Here is a 19,225-nt window from a genome sequence, read left to right as displayed (position 1 = left end):
TTTCCGGCATGGCGAAGCCGCACCGGAAACGTGAGGGATCCCTGGAATCGATTCGCTAGCGAGATGGTGCGCATGACGCGGCAGATCTCTGGCTGCCGCAGGAAACAGTGAGGCCTCATCCGGGAGAGTGGTCAGCTCGGCCGGAGAGAAGAAGTTGCACCTGTCCCCCGTCGGGGCGCGCCGCCGAGCATCCGGGAATCTGCAGAATTCCCCACCGCGTACGCCGGCCGTCCCGATCGAAGGCCCCCGGTGGTCAGTCGGGGCGCCTTTCCCATGAGAAACCTATCAAGAGGCCAATCGCCCCTCAATGGCGAATTCGACTACGGAGAGCAAGGTCCTTCCGTACCCTCAGGGGAACCTCATATCGATGAGGTTTTCTTTACTCTGGGGTGCCCCGGCACGCCCAGGCGGGGGCGATACACAACGGAACCATTGCTTCCCATGGCAATCTTTTACCGGCGGCCCGGCCCGCGGCGCGTTCTCCACGCTTCGGGAAAGGCCGAAAAACACGGTCCGTCAACGACTGTGGGCCCCGCTCCCACAAGGGGAACGGGGCCCACGGCGCCGTACGACCGGAAGGCCGGCCGGAAGATCAGAAGCGACGCGTGATCAGCGCGCGCTTCACTTCCTGGATCGCCTTCGTGACCTCGATACCGCGCGGGCAGGCGTCCGTGCAGTTGAACGTGGTGCGGCAACGCCACACGCCGTCCTTGTCGTTGAGGATCTCCAGGCGCTGCTCGCCCGCTTCGTCACGGCTGTCGAAGATGAAGCGGTGCGCGTTGACGATGGCGGCCGGACCGAAGTACTGGCCGTCGTTCCAGAAGACCGGGCAGGACGACGTGCACGCCGCGCACAGGATGCACTTGGTGGTGTCGTCGAAGCGCTCGCGGTCCTCGGCGGACTGCAGACGCTCGCGCGTCGGCTCGTTGGTGTCCTTCGTGATCAGGAAGGGCATCACATCGCGGTACGCCTGGAAGAACGGCTCCATGTCGACCACGAGGTCCTTGAGGACCGTCAGACCCTTGATGGGCTCGACCGTGATCGGCTTGTCGGGGTTGATGTCCTTGATCAGCGTCTTGCAGGCGAGGCGGTTCTTGCCGTTGATCCGCATGGCGTCCGAGCCGCAGATGCCGTGCGCGCAGGAGCGACGGAACGTGAGGGTTCCGTCCTGGTCCCACTTGATCTTGTGGAGGGCGTCGAGGACGCGCTCCTTCGGGTCGATCTCCAGCTGGAAGTCTTCCCAGACCGCCTCTGCCGCGACCTCGGGGTTGAAGCGGCGGATGCGGAAGGTGGCGGTGATGTACGGCGAGTCGGCGAAGCCCGCCTCGGGCTGGCCGGCGCTGTCCGCCTTGTCGAGGGTCGGGGTAGCCATCAGTACTTACGCTCCATCGGCTGGTAGCGGGTCTGGACGACCGGCTTGTAGTCGAGACGGATGGACTCGGTGCCGTCGTCGCCGACCTCGCGGTACGCCATGGTGTGGCGCATGAAGTTGACGTCGTCGCGGTTCGGGTAGTCCTCGCGGTAGTGACCGCCGCGGGACTCCTTGCGGGCGAGCGCGGAGACGGCCATGACCTCGGCCAGGTCGAGCAGGTTGCCCAGCTCGATGGCCTCGAGGAGGTCCGTGTTGAACCGCCTGCCCTTGTCCTGGATCGAGACGTTCCGGTAGCGCTCGCGCAGCTCGGCGATCTTCTCGACCGCCGTCTTGATCGTCTGCTCGGTGCGGAACACCATCACGTTGGCGTCCATGCACTCCTGCAGCTCCAGGCGCAGCGCGGCGACCCGCTCCGTGCCCGTGGAGTTGCGCAGGTGCTCGACCTGCGAGACGACCTGCGAGGCCGGGTCCTCGGGCAGCTCGACATAGCCGGCCTTCGCCGAGTACTCGGCGGCGGCGATGCCCGCGCGGCGCCCGAACACGTTGATGTCCAGGAGCGAGTTGGTGCCGAGGCGGTTGGCGCCGTGCACGGACACACAGGCGACCTCGCCGGCTGCGTACAGGCCCGGCACGACGGTCGTGTTGTCGCTGAGCACCTCACCCTGGACGTTCGTCGGGATGCCGCCCATGGCGTAGTGCGCGGTGGGCTGGATCGGGATCGGGTCCGTGTAGGGCTCGATGCCGAGGTAGGTGCGCGCGAACTCCGTGATGTCCGGGAGCTTGGCGTCCAGCTGCTCCGGCGGGAGGTGGGTGAGGTCGAGGTAGACGTGGTCGCCCTCGGGACCGCAGCCGCGGCCCTCACGGATCTCCGTGTAGATGGAACGCGAGACGACGTCACGGGACGCGAGGTCCTTCATGACCGGCGCGTACTTCTCCATGAAGCGCTCGCCGTCCTTGTTGCGGAGGATGCCGCCCTCACCGCGGGCGCCCTCCGTCAGCAGGATGCCCATGCGCCAGATGCCGGTCGGGTGGAACTGGAAGAACTCCATGTCCTCCAGCGGCAGCCCGCGACGGTAGACGGCCGCCTGGCCGTCACCCGTCAGGGTGTGCGCGTTGGAGGTCACCTTGAAGAACTTGCCGGTGCCGCCGGACGCGTAGATCACGGCCTTCGCCTGGAAGACGTGGATCTCGCCGGTCGCCAGTTCGTAGGCGACCACACCGGCCGAGTGCTTGACGCCGTCGACCTCGGTGATCAGCTGGTCGAGGACGTAGAACTCGTTGAAGAACTCCACGCCCTCCTTGACGCAGTTCTGATACAGCGTCTGGAGGATCATGTGGCCGGTGCGGTCCGCGGCGTAGCAGGACCGGCGGACCGGGGCCTCGCCGTGGTTGCGGGAGTGACCGCCGAAGCGGCGCTGGTCGATCCTGCCCTCGGGCGTCCGGTTGAAGGGAAGGCCCATCTTCTCGAGGTCGAGGACCGAGTCGATGGCCTCCTTCGCCAGGATCTCGGCGGCGTCCTGGTCGACCAGGTAGTCACCGCCCTTGACCGTGTCGAAGGTGTGCCACTCCCAGTTGTCCTCCTCCACGTTGGCGAGCGCGGCGGCCATGCCGCCCTGCGCCGCGCCCGTGTGGGAGCGGGTGGGGTAGAGCTTCGTCAGCACGGCGGTGCGGCTGCGCTTCGTCGCCTCGATGGCGGCGCGCATGCCGGCGCCGCCGGCGCCCACGATGACGGTGTCGTACTTGTGGATCTGCATGAGTCGGTTACCTCAGCCCCGTGCCTAGCGGATGTTCGGGTCGAAGGTGAAGATCACCAGCGTGCCCAGCAGGATGGTGAACACCGTGGCGGTGTAGAGCAGGCCCTTGAGCCACAGCCGGGTGTTCGCGCGCTCCGCGTAGTCGTTGATGACCGTGCGCAGGCCGTTGGCGCCGTGCAGCATCGCGAGCCACAGCATCGCGAGGTCCCAGGCCTGCCACCACGGGGAGGCCCAGCGGCCCGCGACGAACGCGAAGCCGATCTTGGAGACACCGCCGTCGAGGACGAGCTGGATGAGCAGGTGGCCGATGACCAGGACGACCAGCACGATGCCGGACAGGCGCATGAACAGCCAGCCGTACATCTCGAAGTTGCCACGGGTGGACTTCGGAGTCTTCTTGGTGCGCTTGCGCGGGGCCTCGATGAACGGCGCCGGGTTGTCGACGCTGTACGCGGAGAACTCACCCGCGCCCTCGACGGGGCCGATGCCGGAAGCGGCGGTCTCAGTAGTGGACATCTGCGTCAGCTCCCGAAGACTTCGCGGAATGCGTGACCGAGGACGGGGTAGAGGGCCCCGACCATCAGCACGACCCAGATACCGACGACGGACCAGAGCATCTGCTTCTGGTAGCGCGGGCCCTTCGACCAGAAGTCGACGGCGATGATGCGCAGGCCGTTGAGCGCGTGGAAGAGGATGGCGGCGACGAGGCCGTACTCCAGCAGCGCGACGATCGGATTCTTGTACGTGGACACGACCCTGTCGTAGTCCTCGGGGGAGACACGGACGAGAGCGGTGTCCAGCACGTGTACGAACAGGAAGAAGAAGATGAGGACGCCGGTGACTCGATGAGCCACCCAGGACCACATTCCTTCCCGGCCGCGGTACAGCGTTCCAGCCGGCACGGAAGAACCCTCCGGGAGCGGGGATTGGGGCCTGCCGGCTTCTGTGTCGGTCGGCCCGGCCGGGTACGGTCCACCGGCCCCGGCCATCGTAGCGACGACTTGTCGGAACGTTTACAGCGGCCCTATCTATGTGATCAAACTGGCAATCAATCAGGCACGTTCGGGCTATTCCGGACGGCCCAGGGCCCCTCGTTCCCGAGGAGGCGCGTCAGGCGCCCCCTGGCCAGGCGGCGCAGCTCCTCCGCCGCGACGAGCCGCTCCTCTTCGGGATCGTGTGTCAATCGTGACCGGATTCCGGCGAGCACCTGATCCAGTGATTCCTCCGGGGAGAAGTCGTCCAGACAGATGACGAACACGTGCCCGAATCGGCTTTCGTAGGCCGCGTGCGCCGCGCTCAGGGCCGTGTGGGCGGCGGAGTAGGCGCCGTCCGGGAGCAGCGTGAGGGACTCGCCCGCGAGGGCCTCGGTCAGGTCGGCCGGGGTGAGGTCGTAGGCCGCCTCGTCGGCCGCGGCCAGGAAGGCGTCCAGGTCCGGGTAGGGCCGGTGATCGGCCAGCCGGTGGGCCCAGCGCAGGCTACGGCAGCAGGTCAGGAGCGCGCGCACGACGGAGTCGGCGGGCGCCGAGTTGAACGGCTCAAGGCGCGCCGGGGACGACGGCACGCTCTTCTGCTCGGGTGGGGCGACCTGGCCGGGGAGGCGTGGAAGACGGTGCGAAGGCAGCGTGGGTCCTCGGCGGTGGGATGTCGACGGGATGCCGTGGCGTCCTGTGAACGTCACGTGTGGTGTGGCAGGGGAAGAAGTGAGAGTCGTGCCGCCACGTTATCCACGATTGACGGGAGGTGTCCGACGGAGTTCCGAATTTCACCCGGACGGGAGAGTTTCGGAACCTGCGGTGGACGGGTCACGTGGAGAGGGGGACCGTGGAACGTCCGGGGGTGTACGACGTGAGGTGTACGAGGCGCTCGCTGCGTACGTCAGGGCGTGGGCCTCGGTTACCGAAGCGAAGGGCGTGGTGCGGTGAGCACGGGCAGGCGACGACGGGCGCCGGTGCAGGACGGGAAGCGGCCGGTACTGATAGCGGTCGGGGTGGCGGCGGTGACGGGTGCCGTGGTGGCGACCGTCTCGCTGTGGCCGTCCGGTGACGCCGGCGCGCCGACCGGGGCGAGCGTCACTCCGGGCCGGACGGCGGCCGGGGCCGCGAACCGGACCGGGGCCGCGCCCCCACCGTCTCCCACACCGACCCGGACCTACCCCCTCTCCCAGACCCCGCGCACCATCCCCGCCGTACACGAGCACACCCCGGCGCGCGGCCCCGGCTGGCGTCCCGCGGCGGGCGCCCGCGTGGTCGTCGACGACGCCGGCCTCGCCGACGAGGGAAAGCTGCTCGCCGACGAGCTGAAACTGTCGTACGCCGGACAGACGGCGGCCAAGGACGGTGACGTCGAGCTCGGCCTGAACACCGGCGGCGCCGACCCGGAGTCGTACACCCTGACCGTCAAGAACCGCCGGGTCACCATCTCCGCGCCCGGCGAGGCGGGCGTCTTCTACGGCACCCGCACCCTCAAGCAGGAGGTGCACGGCGGCGGTACGGCGCCCGAGGGCGTCGTGCGCGACCAGCCCGCCAAGCCGCGCCGCGGGTTCATGCTCGACATCGCGCGCAAGCCCTACTCCGCGGCCTGGATAGAGGACCGGATCCGGGAACTGGGCGATCTGAAGTACAACGAGCTGGGGCTGCACTTCTCCGACGACCAGGGCTTCCGTATCCAGTCGGACACCCACCCGGAGATCGTGTCGAAGGACCACCTCAGCAAGACGGACGTCCGCGACATCGTCGCCCTCGCGGAGAGCCGCCACATCCATGTCGTCCCCGAGATCGACTCGCCGGGCCACCTCGGCGCGGTGATCGCCGCCCACCCCGACCTCCAGTTGCGCAGCGTCGCGGGAACCGCCCCGCGCGGCACCGTCGACATCTCCAAGCCCGCCGCGGCCTCCATCGTCGACGACCTGCTGAACGAGTACGCCGGTCTCTTCCCCGGCCCGTACTGGCACCTCGGCGGCGACGAGTACCAGGCCCTGACCGTGGCCAGCCCGTCGACCTCCTACCCTCAGCTGGCCGCCGCCGCCAAGCAGGCCTACGGCCCCGGCGCCACCGTCGCGGACCTCACCACCGGCTGGCTCAACGCCCGCGCCCAGGTGGTGCGCGGCCACGACCGGACCGCACGGGCCTGGAACGACGGGTTCTTCCGCGGCGGCACGGTCCAGGCGGACAAGGACCTGGAGGTCGCGTACTGGACGGGCAAGGAGCTCGGCGCGCGCCCGCCCGTCGAGTACCTGAGCGCGGGCCGCAAGCTCATCAACTACAACGACGAGTACCTCTATTACGTCCTCGGTGAGCCGCAGACCTTCGTCTACCCGACCGGGCAGCGCATCTACGAGCAGTGGACCCCGCTCGTCGTCCGCGGCACCACACCGGTCCCCGCCAAGTACGACGGCCAGATCCTCGGCGGGAGCTTCGCCGTCTGGTCCGACCGCGCGAACTCCCAGACCCAGGACCAGGTGGCGGCGGGGATCAGGATGCCGCTGCGCGCCACGATCCAGAAACTCTGGGACCCGGGCCGGCCGGCGCTGTCCTGGACGGACTTCAAGAACCTGGCGAACCGGCTGGGCTGAGGCGTATCTTCCCTGCGATTCGTGTGCCGGGTGTGCCCCTGGAGAGCGGTCGCGGTACTGCTCGGCGTGGTCGTCGCCGTGGGTCTCTTCGCGATCTGGGCGGGCGTCAAGGTCTACGACCTACCTCGTCTGGTTCTACCGGGTGCGGATCAACGCCGAGGCGTTCGACCCGTTCGGCCACGAGATGGGGCGCGCCTGGACGGGCTGGGGCTGGTTCGTGCCGGTGGTGAACCTCTGGTTCCCGCGCCGGGTCATGCTGAACACCTGGGACGCGAGCCGTCCCGCCGGCTCCCGCACCTCGCACGGGCTCGTCAACGCCTGGTGGGCGATGTGGACCATCACGCTGGTCGTCGGCCGGACCGGGTTCGTCAGTTACCGCAAGGCCGAGACCGCCGCGGAGCTCGACGTCGCCGCGGGCGACGTGTTGTTCGCGGACGTCACCGGCGTCGTGGCCGCCGTACTCGCCGTCCTTGTCGTCCTGGCGGCGCGCCGGTTCGGCCGATTCCCTGGCCAATTCCCTTGCCCCTGTGGTGTATTCGGCGCGGCCGAACCGAAACACCACCGGGGGGAAACCGGCATGGGCTACTGGGGCTACTACGTCGTGGGCAGAAGCGAGCGGCCGCTCGCGGAGCTGGACGCACTGGGCGCGGCGCACGGGATGGTGCTGCGGACCACGGCGCCCGACGGCTGGCAGGTCTGGGAGTACCCGAGCGGTGACGGCGACGTCGGGAGCATGAACACGCTCGCCCGGGAGACCGGCGCGCCCGCGCTCTTCGGGTACGTCATGAACAGCGACTGCGTGGTCGTCGAGGCGGCCGGTCCCGGGAGCGGAGCGTGGACGACCTGTCTGGCGCGCACGGCGATGGCCGCGCACCTGGGGCAGGGCGAGGAGGGGCTCACCGTCGACGACTACTTCCTGGAGCCCTCCGACGCCGCCGCACGGGCCGTCGCGTGGGCCGCGGAGGCCGGGCACACGGTGGTCGCCGAGCCCCTGCTCGCCGTGCTGACCGCGGACGCCGACCCCTTGGCCGAAAACCTTCTCTTCCGGTTCCTCGACCGGCTCGGAGTGGTGCCCCTGTGACACTCCCGCTCCGGAGCACGCAGTAAGGGAAAGTGCGGGCTCCGTAAGCGGGAGCGCCCTGTCGAGGGAGGCGTGATGAGCCTGGTGGACCTGATCGCTCAGGCCGACGAGCGTGGTCTGGCAGCGAGCGGGCTGGCTTGTTTGGATCGGTGCGTGCCGCTGCTGGGCGGCGACGACGAGGTCCTGCGGCCGCTCTGGTCGAGCCTCGCGGACGGCGGCGCGGACGGCGACGCCTGGGGCGCACGGCTCGCCAAGGCGCGCGCGGAACTGGACTCCGCCGACCTCTCCGCCGACCCCGTCTCCGTCCCCGCCCCGGGGTCCGGTTCAGGAGCCGAGACCGAGGCCGAGGCCGCCGTGAGTGACGAGGACCGCGCCGCCGCACTCGCCCGCCGTATGCTCGCCACCGCCCCCGACGACCCCTGCGCGTCCGCCCTGCGCGCCTGGGCCGACGCCTGTTCGGCGGCGGCCCTGCAGATCCACCGGCTCCTCGATGTCGCCGCCGACGGCGACGGCCCCCTCGTCGCGGCCGAACGGCGCCGCCAGGTCGCCGTCCTGGAACTGCTCGCGGGCCGCGGCGCGGGCGGCCTGCGCCCCGCCCTGGAGGTGTCGACGGAGGGGCGGCGCGTCCTGCGCGCGGTGGTGTCGCGCCGGGCGCGCGGACGGTCGTAAACCTGTTTCCCTGAGGGGTTCCTGTGACCGTCCTGGGGCCGGAGATGGGGGTCCTGGGCCGGTGTCGCGAAGGCGCCCGGGACGCGTGACGAATCCCGTCCGGAAGGCGCTCTTCCGAGTGTGAACGCAACTAGTGCGAACCCGATCCGGGCGACCAGGCCCTCCGCCGCGACCAAGCCCGTGCGCTGGGCCGCGGACACCGTCGCGACGATGCGCGAGGGCGCCCGGCTGCGCCTCGACTACTCGGCGCAGAGCCTGTGGCGCGTCGACCGGCTGATCGAGGAGATACGCCGGGAGGGGGCGCCGTACGCCGCCCTCCACACCGTGCTGCGCGGCTTCGGCGCGTACGCCGGTGAGGTCGTCGTCCGGCGCACCGGCGCCGAGTGGTGGGAGACGGGCGGCGAGCACTGGCTGCGCACCCCCGACGGGCGTCTGTGGGACCCCATCGACGAGGCCCGCCGCTGCTACGCGGGCGACGGCTCGCTGCGGCTGCTGTGCCGCGAGGCCGTGGGATAAGGGGAAGGGTGCCGAACGGCGGCGAGATTGCCGGTTCTTAAGGTACGCGACCGTTCCCAAACGGCGGTCTCCGGAGTGAACATGAGGACAACCGCCGGACCCGGGAGGCCTCGTGGCCGACAACCGCCGTTGGTGGGCGCTCGTCGTCATCGCGCTCGCCCAGTTGATGGTCGTCCTCGACATGACCATCGTGAACATCGCCCTGCCCTCCGCCCAGAGCGACCTGCACATGTCGGACGGCAACCGGCAGTGGGTCATCACCGCGTACACCCTCGCCTTCGGCGGACTGCTGCTGCTCGGCGGCCGGATCGCCGACCTCGCGGGTCGCCGACTCACCTTCATGATCGGCCTGTTGGGCTTCGCCGCCGCGTCCGCGCTGGGCGGCGCGGCAGCGAACTCCGGGATGCTGTTCGGGGCGCGCGCCCTCCAGGGCGTGTTCGCCGCGCTGCTCGCTCCCGCCGCCCTGTCGCTGCTCACGACGACGTTCACCGACCCCGCGGAACGCGGCAAGGCCTTCGGCGTGTTCGGCGCGATCGTCGGCGCGGGCGCGGCGTTCGGGCTGCTCGCGGGCGGCTTCCTCACCCAGTACCTGGACTGGCGCTGGTGCCTGTACGTCAACGTGCCCATCGCGCTGGTCGCGTTCGCCGGCGCCCTGGCGGTGCTCAGCGGCGGCGGCCGTTACGAGGACGCGCGCCTGGACGTGCCGGGCGCGGTGCTCGGCTCCGCCGGAATGCTCTCGCTGGTCTACGGCTTCTCGGAGGCGGAGTCGAGGAGCTGGGGTGACGGACTGGTCCTCGGACTGCTGGCCGCCGGGGTCGTGCTGCTCGGCGTGTTCGGTCTCTGGCAGACCCGCGCCCGGGTGCCCCTGCTCCCGATGTCGGTGGTCAGGGACCGGCAGCGGGTCGGGGCGTTCCTCACCATCCTCTTCGTCACCATCGGGATGTTCGGGGTCTTCCTCTTCCTCACCTACTACATGCAGCGCGTGCTCGGGTACTCGCCGATGAAGACCGGACTCGCCTATCTCCCCATCACCGTCGGCATGATCACCGGCTCCACGCAGGTCGCGGCCCGCCTCCTGAACCGGGTCCCGCCGCGCGCCCTCATCGTCCCCGGGCTGCTGCTGGCCGCGGGCGCGCTGGCGATCATCGCGCAGGTCGGGGTGGCACCCGCGTACGCCTCGCACATCCTGCCCGGCATGCTGATGCTCGGCCTCGGCATGGGCACGGCGATGATGACCTCCATCTCGCTGGCCACGGTGAGCGTCGCGCCCCGGGACGCGGGCGCGGCCTCCGCCACCTTCAACACCGCCCAGCAGGTCGGCGGTTCGATCGGCACGGCGCTGCTCAACACGATCGCCGCGAGCGTGACGACCCGGTACGCGACCGCGCACGCGGCCCCCGGTGTCGACCGTCGCGCCCTCGCCTCCCGGGCCGCCGTGCACGGCTTCAACGTGGCCACCTGGTGGGCGATGGGAGCGCTGCTGCTGGCCGCGCTGATCGCCGGGGTCGTGGTGAACGCGGACCGGATGCCGGCCCCGCAGGCGCGTCCGACCCCGCTGCCCGAACCGGTGGAGACAGACGCCTGAGCCAGGACGTGTTCCGAGGGACGCCCGGGGCGCCTGACGAGCTGTGACATTTCTGTGGGGCCCGACGCAGATGACCACGTGGGCGTCGACACGGCCGACCGTGTCGCACGGTGCGCATTCTGACCGACTCGGGGCGAACGAGGACAGCGTTGGGCCAGGGAGGGGAACCCCGCCGCGTACCGGCGTACGACGGTGAGCTCGGCGCGGCCGTGGCGCGGGCGCAGCAGGGGGACGAGGCGGCCTTCGCGCTGGCGTACCGGATCGTGCAGCCCGGACTGCTCGGGTACGTGCGTGGGATCGTCGGGGACGACGCGGAGGACGTGGCGTCCGACGCCTGGCTGGAAATCGCGCGGGACCTCGGGCGGTTCAAGGGGGACGGGGCGGGGTTCCGCGGCTGGACCGCGACCATCGCACGGCACCGCGCGCTCGACCATCTGCGGAGGCAGAAGGTACGGCCCCGGGCGACCGGGCTCGAGAACGACGTACTGGAACTGCCCGGCACCCACAGCACCCACGACCAGGCGCTGGAGAGCCTCTCCACGGAGCGCGCCCTGGAACTGGTCGCACGGCTGCCCCGCGACCAGGCCGAGGCCGTACTGCTGCGGGTGGTCGTCGGCCTCGACGGTCCCGCCGCCGCCCGTGTCCTCGGCAAGCGCCCGGGCGCGGTCCGCACCGCCGCCCACCGTGGCCTCAAGCGACTGGCGCAGCAGCTCGGCGCCGACGGGGAGCCCGGGGTGTGACGCCCAAACGGCCCCTGGACGCCAAGGGATTCGGGACGAGCGTCAGGAAGCAAGCGCCGACCGGGGCGCGAGTTCAAGGGGAGCTGGAGAGCCGATGGCAACGGTCGGGGCCGCCACCCCCCACAGGAGAGGCCCCGACCGTCGCGCGGCACGGGCCGCGCGGCGACCCGTACTCTCTACAGCGCCGCGGCTGCGTTTTCTGTCACACCTCGCTGTGTCACCAGTTAGTTGCATCCTGTACGAACATGGACGGGGAGCGGTTTCAGGCCGTAACGTGCCATTCGCGCCGGGGTGCGGAGGACGGACAACCGCACCCATGAGGGGCCTAGGACCGCAACGACCAATCGAGGAACCACAACGGCGAGCAGCCCGGTCCGCGAAAGCGGCGCCGGCTTAGGCGGAGAAGGGCGCGCGGTGCTGGGGGACGACGCGGAGCTGACCGCCGCGGTGCTTGCGGCACAGGACGGGGACGAGACCGCGTTCCGGACTGTGTACCGCTCGGTGCACCCACGGCTGCTCGGATACGTACGGACGCTGGTCGGCGACCCGGACGCCGAGGACGTCACGTCCGAGGCCTGGCTGCAGATCGCCCGTGACCTGGAGAGGTTCAGCGGTGACGCGGACCGCTTCCGTGGCTGGGCCGCCCGGATCGCCCGCAACCGCGCCCTCGACCACATACGCATGCGCGGGCGCCGCCCCGCGATCGGCGGTGACGAGACGGAACTGACCGCGAAGGCGGGGGATTCCGACACCGCGGGCGAGGCGATCGAGGCGCTGGCCACCGACAGCACCCTCTCGCTGATCGCCCAACTCCCCCAGGACCAGGCGGAGGCGGTCGTACTGCGCGTGGTCGTCGGCCTCGACGCCAAGACCGCGGCCGAGACCCTCGGCAAGCGTCCCGGAGCCGTCCGCACCGCGGCGCACCGCGGTCTCAAGCGGCTCGCGGAGCTGCTCGGCGCGGATCCGGAATCCGCCGGCGGCCTCGGTGCCGTCCCCCCACAAAGAGAGTCACGAACAGAGTCGCGCACACGCGCGGTGACGTCCGCGGGTGTGACGCATACGCGTTCGCGGACGCAGAAGGACATGTGATGGCCGACGAGCAGGACAAGTGGCTGGACCGTGACGCCGCGGAGCGTCTGCTGCGTGGTGAGCCGCTGGAAGCCGTCGACGCCGACACCCAGGGCCGGGCCAAGCGGCTCGCCGACGTGCTCGGTGCGCTGGCCCCCGAACCCGCGCCGACCAGTGCCGAACTCCCCGGCGAGGCTGTCGCGTTGGCCGCGTTCCAGCAGGCGCGCGCGGGCCGGAACGGCGAGGTCGCCCAGCGCGGCGGACGGGTGCGCCCGGGGGCCGCGGCCCACTCCGCCGACACGGGTCTCGTCCGGCTGGGCCGTCCGGCTCCGGCCCCGCGGGGGCCCCGTTGGGGCCGTCCGGTGCGCCTCGGGGTCGTCGCCGCGCTGGCCGCGGGGATGATCGGCGGGGTCGCCGTCGCGGCCGGAACCGGAGTGCTGCCGACTCCGTTCCGTGACGACTCGCCGCACCCGGCCGCGACGATTTCCGCGGCACAGACACCGCGGCAGCCGTCCCTCTCGCCGTCGCCGGGAGCGTCGAAGGCCGATGGTTCGCAGGCGCCGGTCCCGGGCGCCACCACGAGCGCGCCGACCGGTTCCGGCGACGACGAGGCCCAGGGGCCCGGCGCGCCGAGCGGACAGCCCGACTCCTCCGACGCGGGGCGGTCGGCCCGCGCCCGCGAGTGGTGGGCCAAGACACGCTCGTACTGCCGCGACGTGCTGGACGGCAAGACCCTGGAGTCCGGCCGCAGACGTGTCCTGGTGGACGCCGCGGGCGGCGGCCGGCGCGTGACGAAGTACTGCAAGGGCGTCCTGGGCCGCGCGGGCGAGGACCAGGGCCGGCAGGGCGACGAGGGCGCGGACTCCGGCTCCGACCAGGGGGCCGTGGGCGGTTCCGGCGACGGCTCCGGTGGCGGGGACAGCGGCGGTGACGGCGACGGCCTCACGGGCTCCGGCGGCACGGGGGGCCACCACGGCCACAACGGGATCCTCGCCCCGTCGCCGAGCTCGGTCGTCGCGCCGCTGCAGTCGGCCCTCTGAGCGAGCTTTCGGCCATCCGGCCCGGGCATGTTCTCAGCCACCCGGACTCCTGGAACCCTGCAATCTTCCCTCTGACCTGCGGTTTCTCACTCCCTCGGAATTTTCTTCCGCACGGGTGTGACGTTTTCGGCCGCGCCGACGCAGTACTGGGTGAGCCGACTGGTCATCGGCCGTCGCACCGCGCCGGGGTTCCCCCCGTACCCAGGCCTGGTGCACATCGGCGCGGGCGGGACACGTTCCCCCGGTCCCGCCCGCGCCCCATCACTCCTTCCGCCCCTCCGGGCCGGCCGTCACCAGTAGACGACGACCTTGTCCCCGTTCCGGACCTGCGCGAACAGCGCCGCGATCTTCCCCTCGTCCCGTACGTTGACGCAGCCGTGCGAGGCGCCGTAGTAGCCGCGGGCCGCGAAGTCGGGGGAGTAGTGGACCGCCTGGCCGCCGCTGAAGAACATCGCGTACGGCATGGACGTGTGGTAAATCGTCGACACGTGGTAGCGCGATTTGAAGTAGACGCTGAAGACCCCTTCCCGGGTCGGCGTGTACTGCGAGCCGAACCGCACGTCCATCTCCCGTCGATCATCCAGCGCAGGGTGCGGCTCGTCTTGCTGACGCACAGCACCCGGCCCGTCATGCAGCGCGGGTCGGGCCGCGCGGCGGGCTGCCCGCCGTACGGGTACAACTCCCACGCGGCCGGCTTGTGCGTCATCCCCCGCAGCCGCTCCCAGGTGACGGCGTCCAGTTCGCCGGTCCGCGGCAGCCCGCGCTTGCCCTGGAACCCCTTCACCGCGGTGACCGTCGGGGTGTCGTACGTCCCCGTCGGCGCCGGGATGAGCCAGGCGAGCTGGTGCAGCCGGGCCTGGACCTCACGGACGTCGTTCCCCTTGTCGCCGCGGGACCAGAGGACCTTGGGGGCGGCGGACGGCGTCGTGCCGCCCGGCTTGTCGTCCCCGGGCGTGGCCGAACGGTCCGTCTTCGAGGCGGACGGCGGCGTGCTGCCCCGCGTGCTGCCCGGCGTCTTTCCCTGCGTGCTCCCGTGCGTGCTCCCGTGCGCGTCCACGGCCTGGGCCGTACAGCCGCTCACCGCGACGAGTGCCACAAGGGCGGCCAGCGATCTCCCCATACCAGTCGTACGCATTCCAACCCCCGGTGCGTCGTCGTGTCCCCTGAGATGCTCCCCACGCGCGCCCGGTTGCGAACGACGCGCCATCCTGGGGAATGAAGCGTGTGAGCAATGAATCCTGAGAGCGATGAAGCCTGTGAGCAAGGTCCCAGCGCGGTCCTCTCCATCCCGCGCACGGCCGCCGCTACAGTCCGTGGCGAGGGTCGGACCTACCAGTAAGTAACTTCAGCGGGAGGCACAGCAATGGCGCGCGAGTCGGAGTCCGGACTGCCCATCGAGCCCCTCTACGGACCCGAGGTTCTGGAGGGCTGGGATCCGGCCGAGAAGCTGGGCGAGCCGGGCGCGTACCCCTTCACCCGCGGTGTCTACCCGTCGATGTACACGGGCCGCCCGTGGACGATGCGCCAGTACGCGGGCTTCGGCACGGCCGTGGAGTCGAACGCGCGCTACAAGCAGCTGATCGCGAACGGCACGATGGGCCTGTCGGTCGCCTTCGACCTGCCCACCCAGATGGGCCACGACTCGGACGCGCCGATCGCGCACGGCGAGGTCGGCAAGGTCGGCGTGGCCATCGACTCGGTGGAGGACATGCGGATCCTGTTCGGCGGCATCCCGCTGGACAAGGTGTCCACGTCGATGACGATCAACGCTCCCGCGGCGCTGCTCCTGCTCATGTACCAGCTGGTGGGGGAGGAGCAGGGCGTCCCGGCCGACGAGCTGACGGGCACGATCCAGAACGACGTGCTCAAGGAGTACATCGCGCGCGGCACGTACATCTTCCCGCCCAAGCCCTCCCTGCGGCTGATCGCGGACATCTTCAAGTACTGCAAGGCCGAGATCCCGAAGTGGAACACGATCTCGATCTCCGGCTACCACATGGCCGAGGCCGGCGCCTCACCCGCGCAGGAGATCGCGTTCACCCTCGCCGACGGCATCGAGTACGTCCGCACGGCCGTGGCCGCCGGCATGGACGTCGACGACTTCGCCCCCCGCCTGTCCTTCTTCTTCGTCGCCCGTACGACGATCCTGGAGGAGGTCGCGAAGTTCCGTGCGGCCAGGCGCATCTGGGCGCGGGTGATGCGGGAGGAGTTCGGCGCGAAGAACCCGAAGTCGCTGATGCTGCGCTTCCACACCCAGACCGCCGGGGTCCAGCTGACCGCCCAGCAGCCGGAGGTGAACCTGGTGCGCGTCGCGGTCCAGGGCCTGGGCGCGGTCCTAGGAGGCACGCAGTCGCTCCACACCAACTCCTTCGACGAGGCGATCGCGCTCCCGACGGACAAGAGCGCGCGCCTGGCCCTGCGGACGCAGCAGGTCCTGGCGTACGAGACGGACGTGACGGCGACGGTCGACCCCTTCGCCGGCAGTTACGTCATCGAGAAGATGACCGACGATGTCGAGGCGGCCACGGTCGAACTGATGGCGAGGGTCGAGGAGCTGGGCGGCGCGGTGTCCGCGATCGAGCACGGCTTCCAGAAGGGCGAGATCGAGCGCAGCGCCTACCGGATCGCGCAGGAGACCGACTCCGGTGAGCGGGTCGTGGTCGGCGTCAACCGCTTCCAGCTCGACGAGGAGGAGCCGTACGAGCCCCTCCGCGTCGACCCGGCCATCGAGGCCCAGCAGGCCGAACGCCTCACCAAGCTCCGCGCCGAGCGCGACCAGTCGGCGGTGGACGCGGCCCTCGCCCACCTCAAGAAGGCGGCCGAGGGCACGGACAACGTCCTCTACCCCATGAAGGACGCCCTGCGCGCCCGCGCGACGGTGGGCGAGGTGTGCAACGCGTTGCGGGGGGTTTGGGGCACTTACGTGCCGTCGGATGCGTTCTGAGGGTGCCGATCCGGATACGCTCTGTGAAAGGGGTGTATCCGGGGAGGAGTTGGCGCAGTGGTGTCATCACGGCGGCGGACGACTGTCATCGAGGCCGAGGCCTGGCTCACTCGTGAGCTGACCGGGGGGAGATCCTCTACGGGAGGCTCACCGCCACGCCGTGGGCCGACGGTCCGCATCAGCGGACGTTGACGCGCCTCATCACGAAGTTCTTTGACGCCGGACTGGATCAGGCAGGGCTCACGTGCCTGCTGGGCATCGGGCTGTGGCTGCCCACAGGGCCGGAGGACTTCGCCGTTCCCGACCTCTCGATCGTCGAGGCGGACTTCCTGAGCACGCACGTCCAGATCAACTGTTATGCGCCCCGCGCCTTCCGGATGGTCTTGGAGGTGACCGCCTGCAACTGGTCCGACGACCTCGGCCTCAAGGTCGCCTGCTACGCCGAGGCGGGAATTCCCGTCTACGTCGTGGTCGACCGCCGGCACGACGAGGTGCTGCTCCACCAGAACCCGGTCGACGGGAGATACCCCGCGCCCCAGCGCTTCAGGCGCGGTCAGACTGTCCCCGTGCCCGAGTTCGTCGGTGTCACGCTCGACCTCTCCGTCGACACCCTCCTGGACGGGGATTGACCCTCGGCACCCGTTGGGTCCGTTGTCGTACTCTCGTGCGACACTCCACCTCATGCTTGGTGTTATCGACCTCCCGACCTATCTCGCGGGACTCGTGCTGATCGTTCTGCTTCCCGGTCCGAACTCGCTGTACGTGCTGTCCGTCGCCGCCCGCAAGGGCATACGCACGGGGTACACGGCCGCCGCGGGTGTCTGGTGCGGGGACGCCGTGCTGATGACCCTGTCCGCGGCCGGAGTCGCCTCGCTGCTGCAGGCCAACGCCGTGCTGTTCGGGATCGTGAAGTACGCCGGGGCCGGATATCTGACATGGCTGGCGTTCGGGATGCTGCGCGCCGCCTGGGGCATGTGGCGCGCCCGGCACGAGCGGGCCGAGGAGAGCGAGGCCGCTGCGGCGCCGGCCGCCGAGGAGCGGCCCTACCGGCGGGCGCTGGTGATCAGCCTGTTCAACCCGAAGGCGATCCTGTTCTTCGTCGCCTTCTTCGTGCAGTTCGTGGACCCGGGCTACGCCTACCCGGCCCTCTCCTTCGTCGTCCTCGGCGCCTTCGCCCAACTCGCCAGCTTCCTGTACCTCACCGCGCTGATCTTCAGCGGGACGAAGCTGGCGGCGGCCTTCCGGCGGCGCAAGCGGCTCTCGGCGGGGGCCACGACCGCGGCGGGCGCCCTGTTCCTGGGCTTCGCCGTGAAGCTCACCCTGGCCAGCGCCTAGGACGGCTCTTCGGCCAGGTCCTGGGAGAGGCCCTGGCCCAGGACGCCCAAGCGCCTCGCGTACTCCCGCAGCCCCGAAGCCGTGTCGCCCGTCCACCCCACGTAACCGTCGGGGCGGATCAGGAAGAGGCCGGTGCCGTACGACTCGTGCGCGGGGATGCCGACCGTGCGGACGGGGAGTGCCGCTGCCTGGACTTCCGGGCCGGCCGCGAGCAGGGTCCAATGGGGGCCGCGGAAGGCGTCGAAGAGCCGGGTGCCGTCGGGGAGGGTGCCGTCCGGGGCGCGGTCGCCGGCCCGCAGGGCGTTCTCCGGGAGGCCCTCGCGCAGGTCCGTCGAGACTGACGAGTCCCGGTAGCCCAGGCCGAGTTGGCCCGTCGTCCGCTTGCTGCGCCGGGCCTCGCCGCGGTGGACGGCCGTGGACAGGCCGAGCATGCGCGCGGCGACGGGCCGTCGTTCCTCCTCGTAGGAGTCGAGGAGTGCCTCGGGGGCGCCGTCGCCCAGCACCGCGCCCAGTTTCCAGCCCAGGTTGTAGGCGTCCTGGACGCTGGTGTTGAGGCCCTGGCCGCCGGCCGGGGAGTGGATGTGTGCCGCGTCCCCGGCGAGGAAGACCCGCCCCGCGCGGAAGCGGTCCGCCAGCGCCGCCCGCGGGCGGAAGTCCGAGGCCCAGCGCACCTCGGTCACGGCCTCGGGGGCGAGGTGCGAGCGGGCGGCGACGACCTTCCGTACGCCCTCCAGGGACAGGTCGGGTTCGGTCCCCTCCGGGAACCGGGCGGCGAGCTGGAAGTCCTCGGTGCCGGCGAGCGGGCAGATCGCCAGGAAGCCGTCGTCGTCACCCCGGGGCGGGAACACGTGCCAGTGGTCGCGGTCCAGGCCCCTGACGCGGACGTCGGCCACCAGCGCCGGATGCGGGTCGACCGTCTCGCCGGACATGGCGATCCCGAGCGTGCGCCGCACGGTCGAGCGGCCGCCGTCGGCGCCGACGAGGTACCGCGCGCGGACGGGAGCGCCGGCGGCGAAGTGGGCCGTCACCCCGTCCGGGTCCTGGGCGACCGTCAGCAGTTCGCGCCCGAAGGCGACGCTTCCGCCCAGTTCGACGAGGCGCGCGCAGAGGATCTCCTGCGTACGCCACTGCGGCACCATCCACGGCTCGGTGTACGGCGAACCGTCGCTCGCCTCGGCCGGGTCGAACATCCGGTGCTCGCCCTGCGGCTTCCCGTCCTGCCAGATCATCCCGACCGGGTAGGGGCCACCGGCCGCGCGGATCGCGTCGAGTACGCCGAGGTCCTCGAAGACCTCCATCGTGCGCGGCTGGATGCCCTTGCCGCGCGACCCCGGGAACAGACCGTCGGTCCGCTCCACGACGAGCGCGTCCACCCCGCGCCGGGCGAGGTCGACGCCGAGGGCGAGACCGGCGGGGCCCGCCCCCACGATCAGAACGTCCACGTCCACATCCACGTCCGAGTCCACGTCCCGGCCCGCGCCCGCCGTCGTTGTCTGTGCTGCCATGACCACACTCTCCTTAACGCTGTTAAGTCCCGGCGTTTCCGGGCG

General features: G+C 70.8%; 17 protein-coding genes and 2 pseudogenes. 12 read left to right on the top strand and 7 right to left on the bottom strand.

Annotation, left to right across the window (positions count from 1 at the left end; translation table 11 throughout):
* Positions 1 to 592: 592 nt before the first annotated feature.
* The 5 genes from KVT44_RS38145 to KVT44_RS38125 all read right to left on the bottom strand — a co-directional run bounded on the left by KVT44_RS38145 (position 593) and on the right by KVT44_RS38125 (position 4,687).
* Positions 593 to 1,372, bottom strand: a complete 780-nt coding sequence (locus KVT44_RS38145; protein WP_075028383.1) for a succinate dehydrogenase iron-sulfur subunit — start codon at positions 1,370 to 1,372, stop codon at positions 593 to 595.
* Positions 1,372 to 3,126, bottom strand: coding sequence for a succinate dehydrogenase flavoprotein subunit (sdhA, locus tag KVT44_RS38140; protein WP_099921006.1), 1,755 nt, complete (start codon positions 3,124 to 3,126; stop codon positions 1,372 to 1,374). The genes KVT44_RS38145 and sdhA overlap by 1 nt, the downstream gene beginning before the upstream one ends.
* Positions 3,127 to 3,150: 24 nt before the next feature.
* The gene (locus KVT44_RS38135) at positions 3,151 to 3,642 is read right to left on the bottom strand and encodes a succinate dehydrogenase hydrophobic membrane anchor subunit (protein ID WP_054233701.1); all 492 of its coding nucleotides are present in this window, start codon (positions 3,640 to 3,642) and stop codon (positions 3,151 to 3,153) included.
* Positions 3,643 to 3,647: 5 nt separating this feature from the next.
* Entirely contained in the window at positions 3,648 to 4,028 is a 381-nt protein-coding gene (gene sdhC, locus KVT44_RS38130; RefSeq protein WP_075028381.1) for a succinate dehydrogenase, cytochrome b556 subunit, read from the bottom strand.
* Positions 4,029 to 4,174: 146 nt separating this feature from the next.
* Complete coding sequence (locus tag KVT44_RS38125) at positions 4,175 to 4,687, bottom strand: 2-oxo-4-hydroxy-4-carboxy-5-ureidoimidazoline decarboxylase (protein WP_308314212.1); 513 nt, start codon at positions 4,685 to 4,687, stop codon at positions 4,175 to 4,177.
* A 411-nt stretch (positions 4,688 to 5,098) separates the two neighbouring features.
* Here KVT44_RS38125 and KVT44_RS38120 point away from each other — a divergent pair, with 411 nt between their 5' ends.
* The 9 genes and pseudogenes from KVT44_RS38120 to KVT44_RS38080 all read left to right on the top strand — a co-directional run bounded on the left by KVT44_RS38120 (position 5,099) and on the right by KVT44_RS38080 (position 13,396).
* Entirely contained in the window at positions 5,099 to 6,697 is a 1,599-nt protein-coding gene (locus KVT44_RS38120; protein WP_217572190.1) for a glycoside hydrolase family 20 protein, read from the top strand.
* Between the two features lie 142 nt (positions 6,698 to 6,839).
* Positions 6,840 to 7,121: pseudogene (locus tag KVT44_RS58675) on the top strand (DUF4328 domain-containing protein); the annotation flags it as partial.
* 153 nt (positions 7,122 to 7,274) lie between these two features.
* Entirely contained in the window at positions 7,275 to 7,778 is a 504-nt protein-coding gene (locus tag KVT44_RS38110) for a hypothetical protein (RefSeq protein WP_060901438.1), read from the top strand.
* A gap of 75 nt (positions 7,779 to 7,853) precedes the next feature.
* Positions 7,854 to 8,447: a hypothetical protein gene (locus KVT44_RS38105; RefSeq protein WP_217572119.1), complete on the top strand. Its 594-nt coding sequence runs from the start codon at positions 7,854 to 7,856 to the stop codon at positions 8,445 to 8,447.
* Between the two features lie 120 nt (positions 8,448 to 8,567).
* Positions 8,568 to 8,963 carry a hypothetical protein gene (locus KVT44_RS38100; RefSeq protein ID WP_060899930.1) on the top strand — a complete coding sequence of 132 codons (396 nt, stop codon included), beginning with the start codon at positions 8,568 to 8,570 and terminating at the stop codon, positions 8,961 to 8,963.
* A gap of 112 nt (positions 8,964 to 9,075) precedes the next feature.
* The gene (locus KVT44_RS38095; RefSeq protein ID WP_190170051.1) at positions 9,076 to 10,548 is read left to right on the top strand and encodes an MFS transporter; all 1,473 of its coding nucleotides are present in this window, start codon (positions 9,076 to 9,078) and stop codon (positions 10,546 to 10,548) included.
* Between the two features lie 149 nt (positions 10,549 to 10,697).
* Positions 10,698 to 11,288 carry an RNA polymerase sigma factor gene (locus KVT44_RS38090; RefSeq protein ID WP_190170052.1) on the top strand — a complete coding sequence of 197 codons (591 nt, stop codon included), beginning with the start codon at positions 10,698 to 10,700 and terminating at the stop codon, positions 11,286 to 11,288.
* Between the two features lie 414 nt (positions 11,289 to 11,702).
* Positions 11,703 to 12,377 (top strand): RNA polymerase sigma factor, encoded by a 675-nt coding sequence (locus tag KVT44_RS38085; RefSeq protein WP_099920998.1) that lies wholly within the window; start codon positions 11,703 to 11,705, stop codon positions 12,375 to 12,377.
* Positions 12,377 to 13,396 (top strand): hypothetical protein, encoded by a 1,020-nt coding sequence (locus KVT44_RS38080; RefSeq protein ID WP_217572117.1) that lies wholly within the window; start codon positions 12,377 to 12,379, stop codon positions 13,394 to 13,396. Before KVT44_RS38085 ends, KVT44_RS38080 begins: the two co-directional genes overlap by 1 nt.
* A 290-nt stretch (positions 13,397 to 13,686) precedes the next feature.
* Here the strand turns inward: KVT44_RS38080 and KVT44_RS38075 are convergent.
* Positions 13,687 to 14,531, bottom strand: a pseudogene (locus tag KVT44_RS38075) (peptidoglycan-binding protein).
* Between the two features lie 228 nt (positions 14,532 to 14,759).
* On the opposite strand from KVT44_RS38075, the gene KVT44_RS38070 reads away from it, so the two are divergent.
* From KVT44_RS38070 to leuE, 3 genes are all read left to right on the top strand, one after another.
* Complete coding sequence (locus KVT44_RS38070) at positions 14,760 to 16,340, top strand: methylmalonyl-CoA mutase (RefSeq protein ID WP_190170056.1); 1,581 nt, start codon at positions 14,760 to 14,762, stop codon at positions 16,338 to 16,340.
* A gap of 131 nt (positions 16,341 to 16,471) precedes the next feature.
* On the top strand, positions 16,472 to 16,969 hold the full coding sequence (locus KVT44_RS38065) for a Uma2 family endonuclease (protein WP_217572188.1): 498 nt from the start codon (positions 16,472 to 16,474) through the stop codon (positions 16,967 to 16,969).
* 52 nt (positions 16,970 to 17,021) lie between these two features.
* Complete coding sequence (gene leuE / locus KVT44_RS38060) at positions 17,022 to 17,675, top strand: leucine efflux protein LeuE (RefSeq protein WP_217572115.1); 654 nt, start codon at positions 17,022 to 17,024, stop codon at positions 17,673 to 17,675.
* Here the strand turns inward: leuE and KVT44_RS38055 are convergent.
* The gene (locus tag KVT44_RS38055; RefSeq protein WP_254650465.1) at positions 17,672 to 19,180 is read right to left on the bottom strand and encodes an FAD-dependent oxidoreductase; all 1,509 of its coding nucleotides are present in this window, start codon (positions 19,178 to 19,180) and stop codon (positions 17,672 to 17,674) included. The two genes, leuE and KVT44_RS38055, sit on opposite strands and share 4 nt — an antisense overlap.
* Positions 19,181 to 19,225: the final 45 nt, after the last annotated feature.

It is taken from the genome of Streptomyces sp. GbtcB7 (assembly GCF_019091445.1).
Classification (GTDB): Bacteria; Actinomycetota; Actinomycetes; order Streptomycetales; family Streptomycetaceae; genus Streptomyces; species Streptomyces mirabilis.
The sequence above is the reverse complement of the archived record's forward strand: the minus strand, read 5'-3'. Positions and strand labels throughout refer to the sequence as shown.

Excerpts from the sequence above, each read along its gene's own strand:
- KVT44_RS38105 (WP_217572119.1), top strand. The coding sequence starts at position 7,854 with ATGAGCCTGGTGGACCTGATCGCTCAGGCCGACGAGCGTGGTCTGGCA.
- KVT44_RS38145 (WP_075028383.1), bottom strand. The coding sequence starts at position 1,372 with ATGGCTACCCCGACCCTCGACAAGGCGGACAGCGCCGGCCAGCCCGAG.
- leuE (WP_217572115.1), top strand. The coding sequence starts at position 17,022 with ATGCTTGGTGTTATCGACCTCCCGACCTATCTCGCGGGACTCGTGCTG.
- KVT44_RS38110 (WP_060901438.1), top strand. The coding sequence starts at position 7,275 with ATGGGCTACTGGGGCTACTACGTCGTGGGCAGAAGCGAGCGGCCGCTC.
- sdhA (WP_099921006.1), bottom strand. The coding sequence starts at position 3,126 with ATGCAGATCCACAAGTACGACACCGTCATCGTGGGCGCCGGCGGCGCC.
- KVT44_RS38055 (WP_254650465.1), bottom strand. The coding sequence starts at position 19,180 with ATGGCAGCACAGACAACGACGGCGGGCGCGGGCCGGGACGTGGACTCG.
- KVT44_RS38080 (WP_217572117.1), top strand. The coding sequence starts at position 12,377 with ATGGCCGACGAGCAGGACAAGTGGCTGGACCGTGACGCCGCGGAGCGT.
- KVT44_RS38135 (WP_054233701.1), bottom strand. The coding sequence starts at position 3,642 with ATGTCCACTACTGAGACCGCCGCTTCCGGCATCGGCCCCGTCGAGGGC.
- KVT44_RS38070 (WP_190170056.1), top strand. The coding sequence starts at position 14,760 with ATGGCGCGCGAGTCGGAGTCCGGACTGCCCATCGAGCCCCTCTACGGA.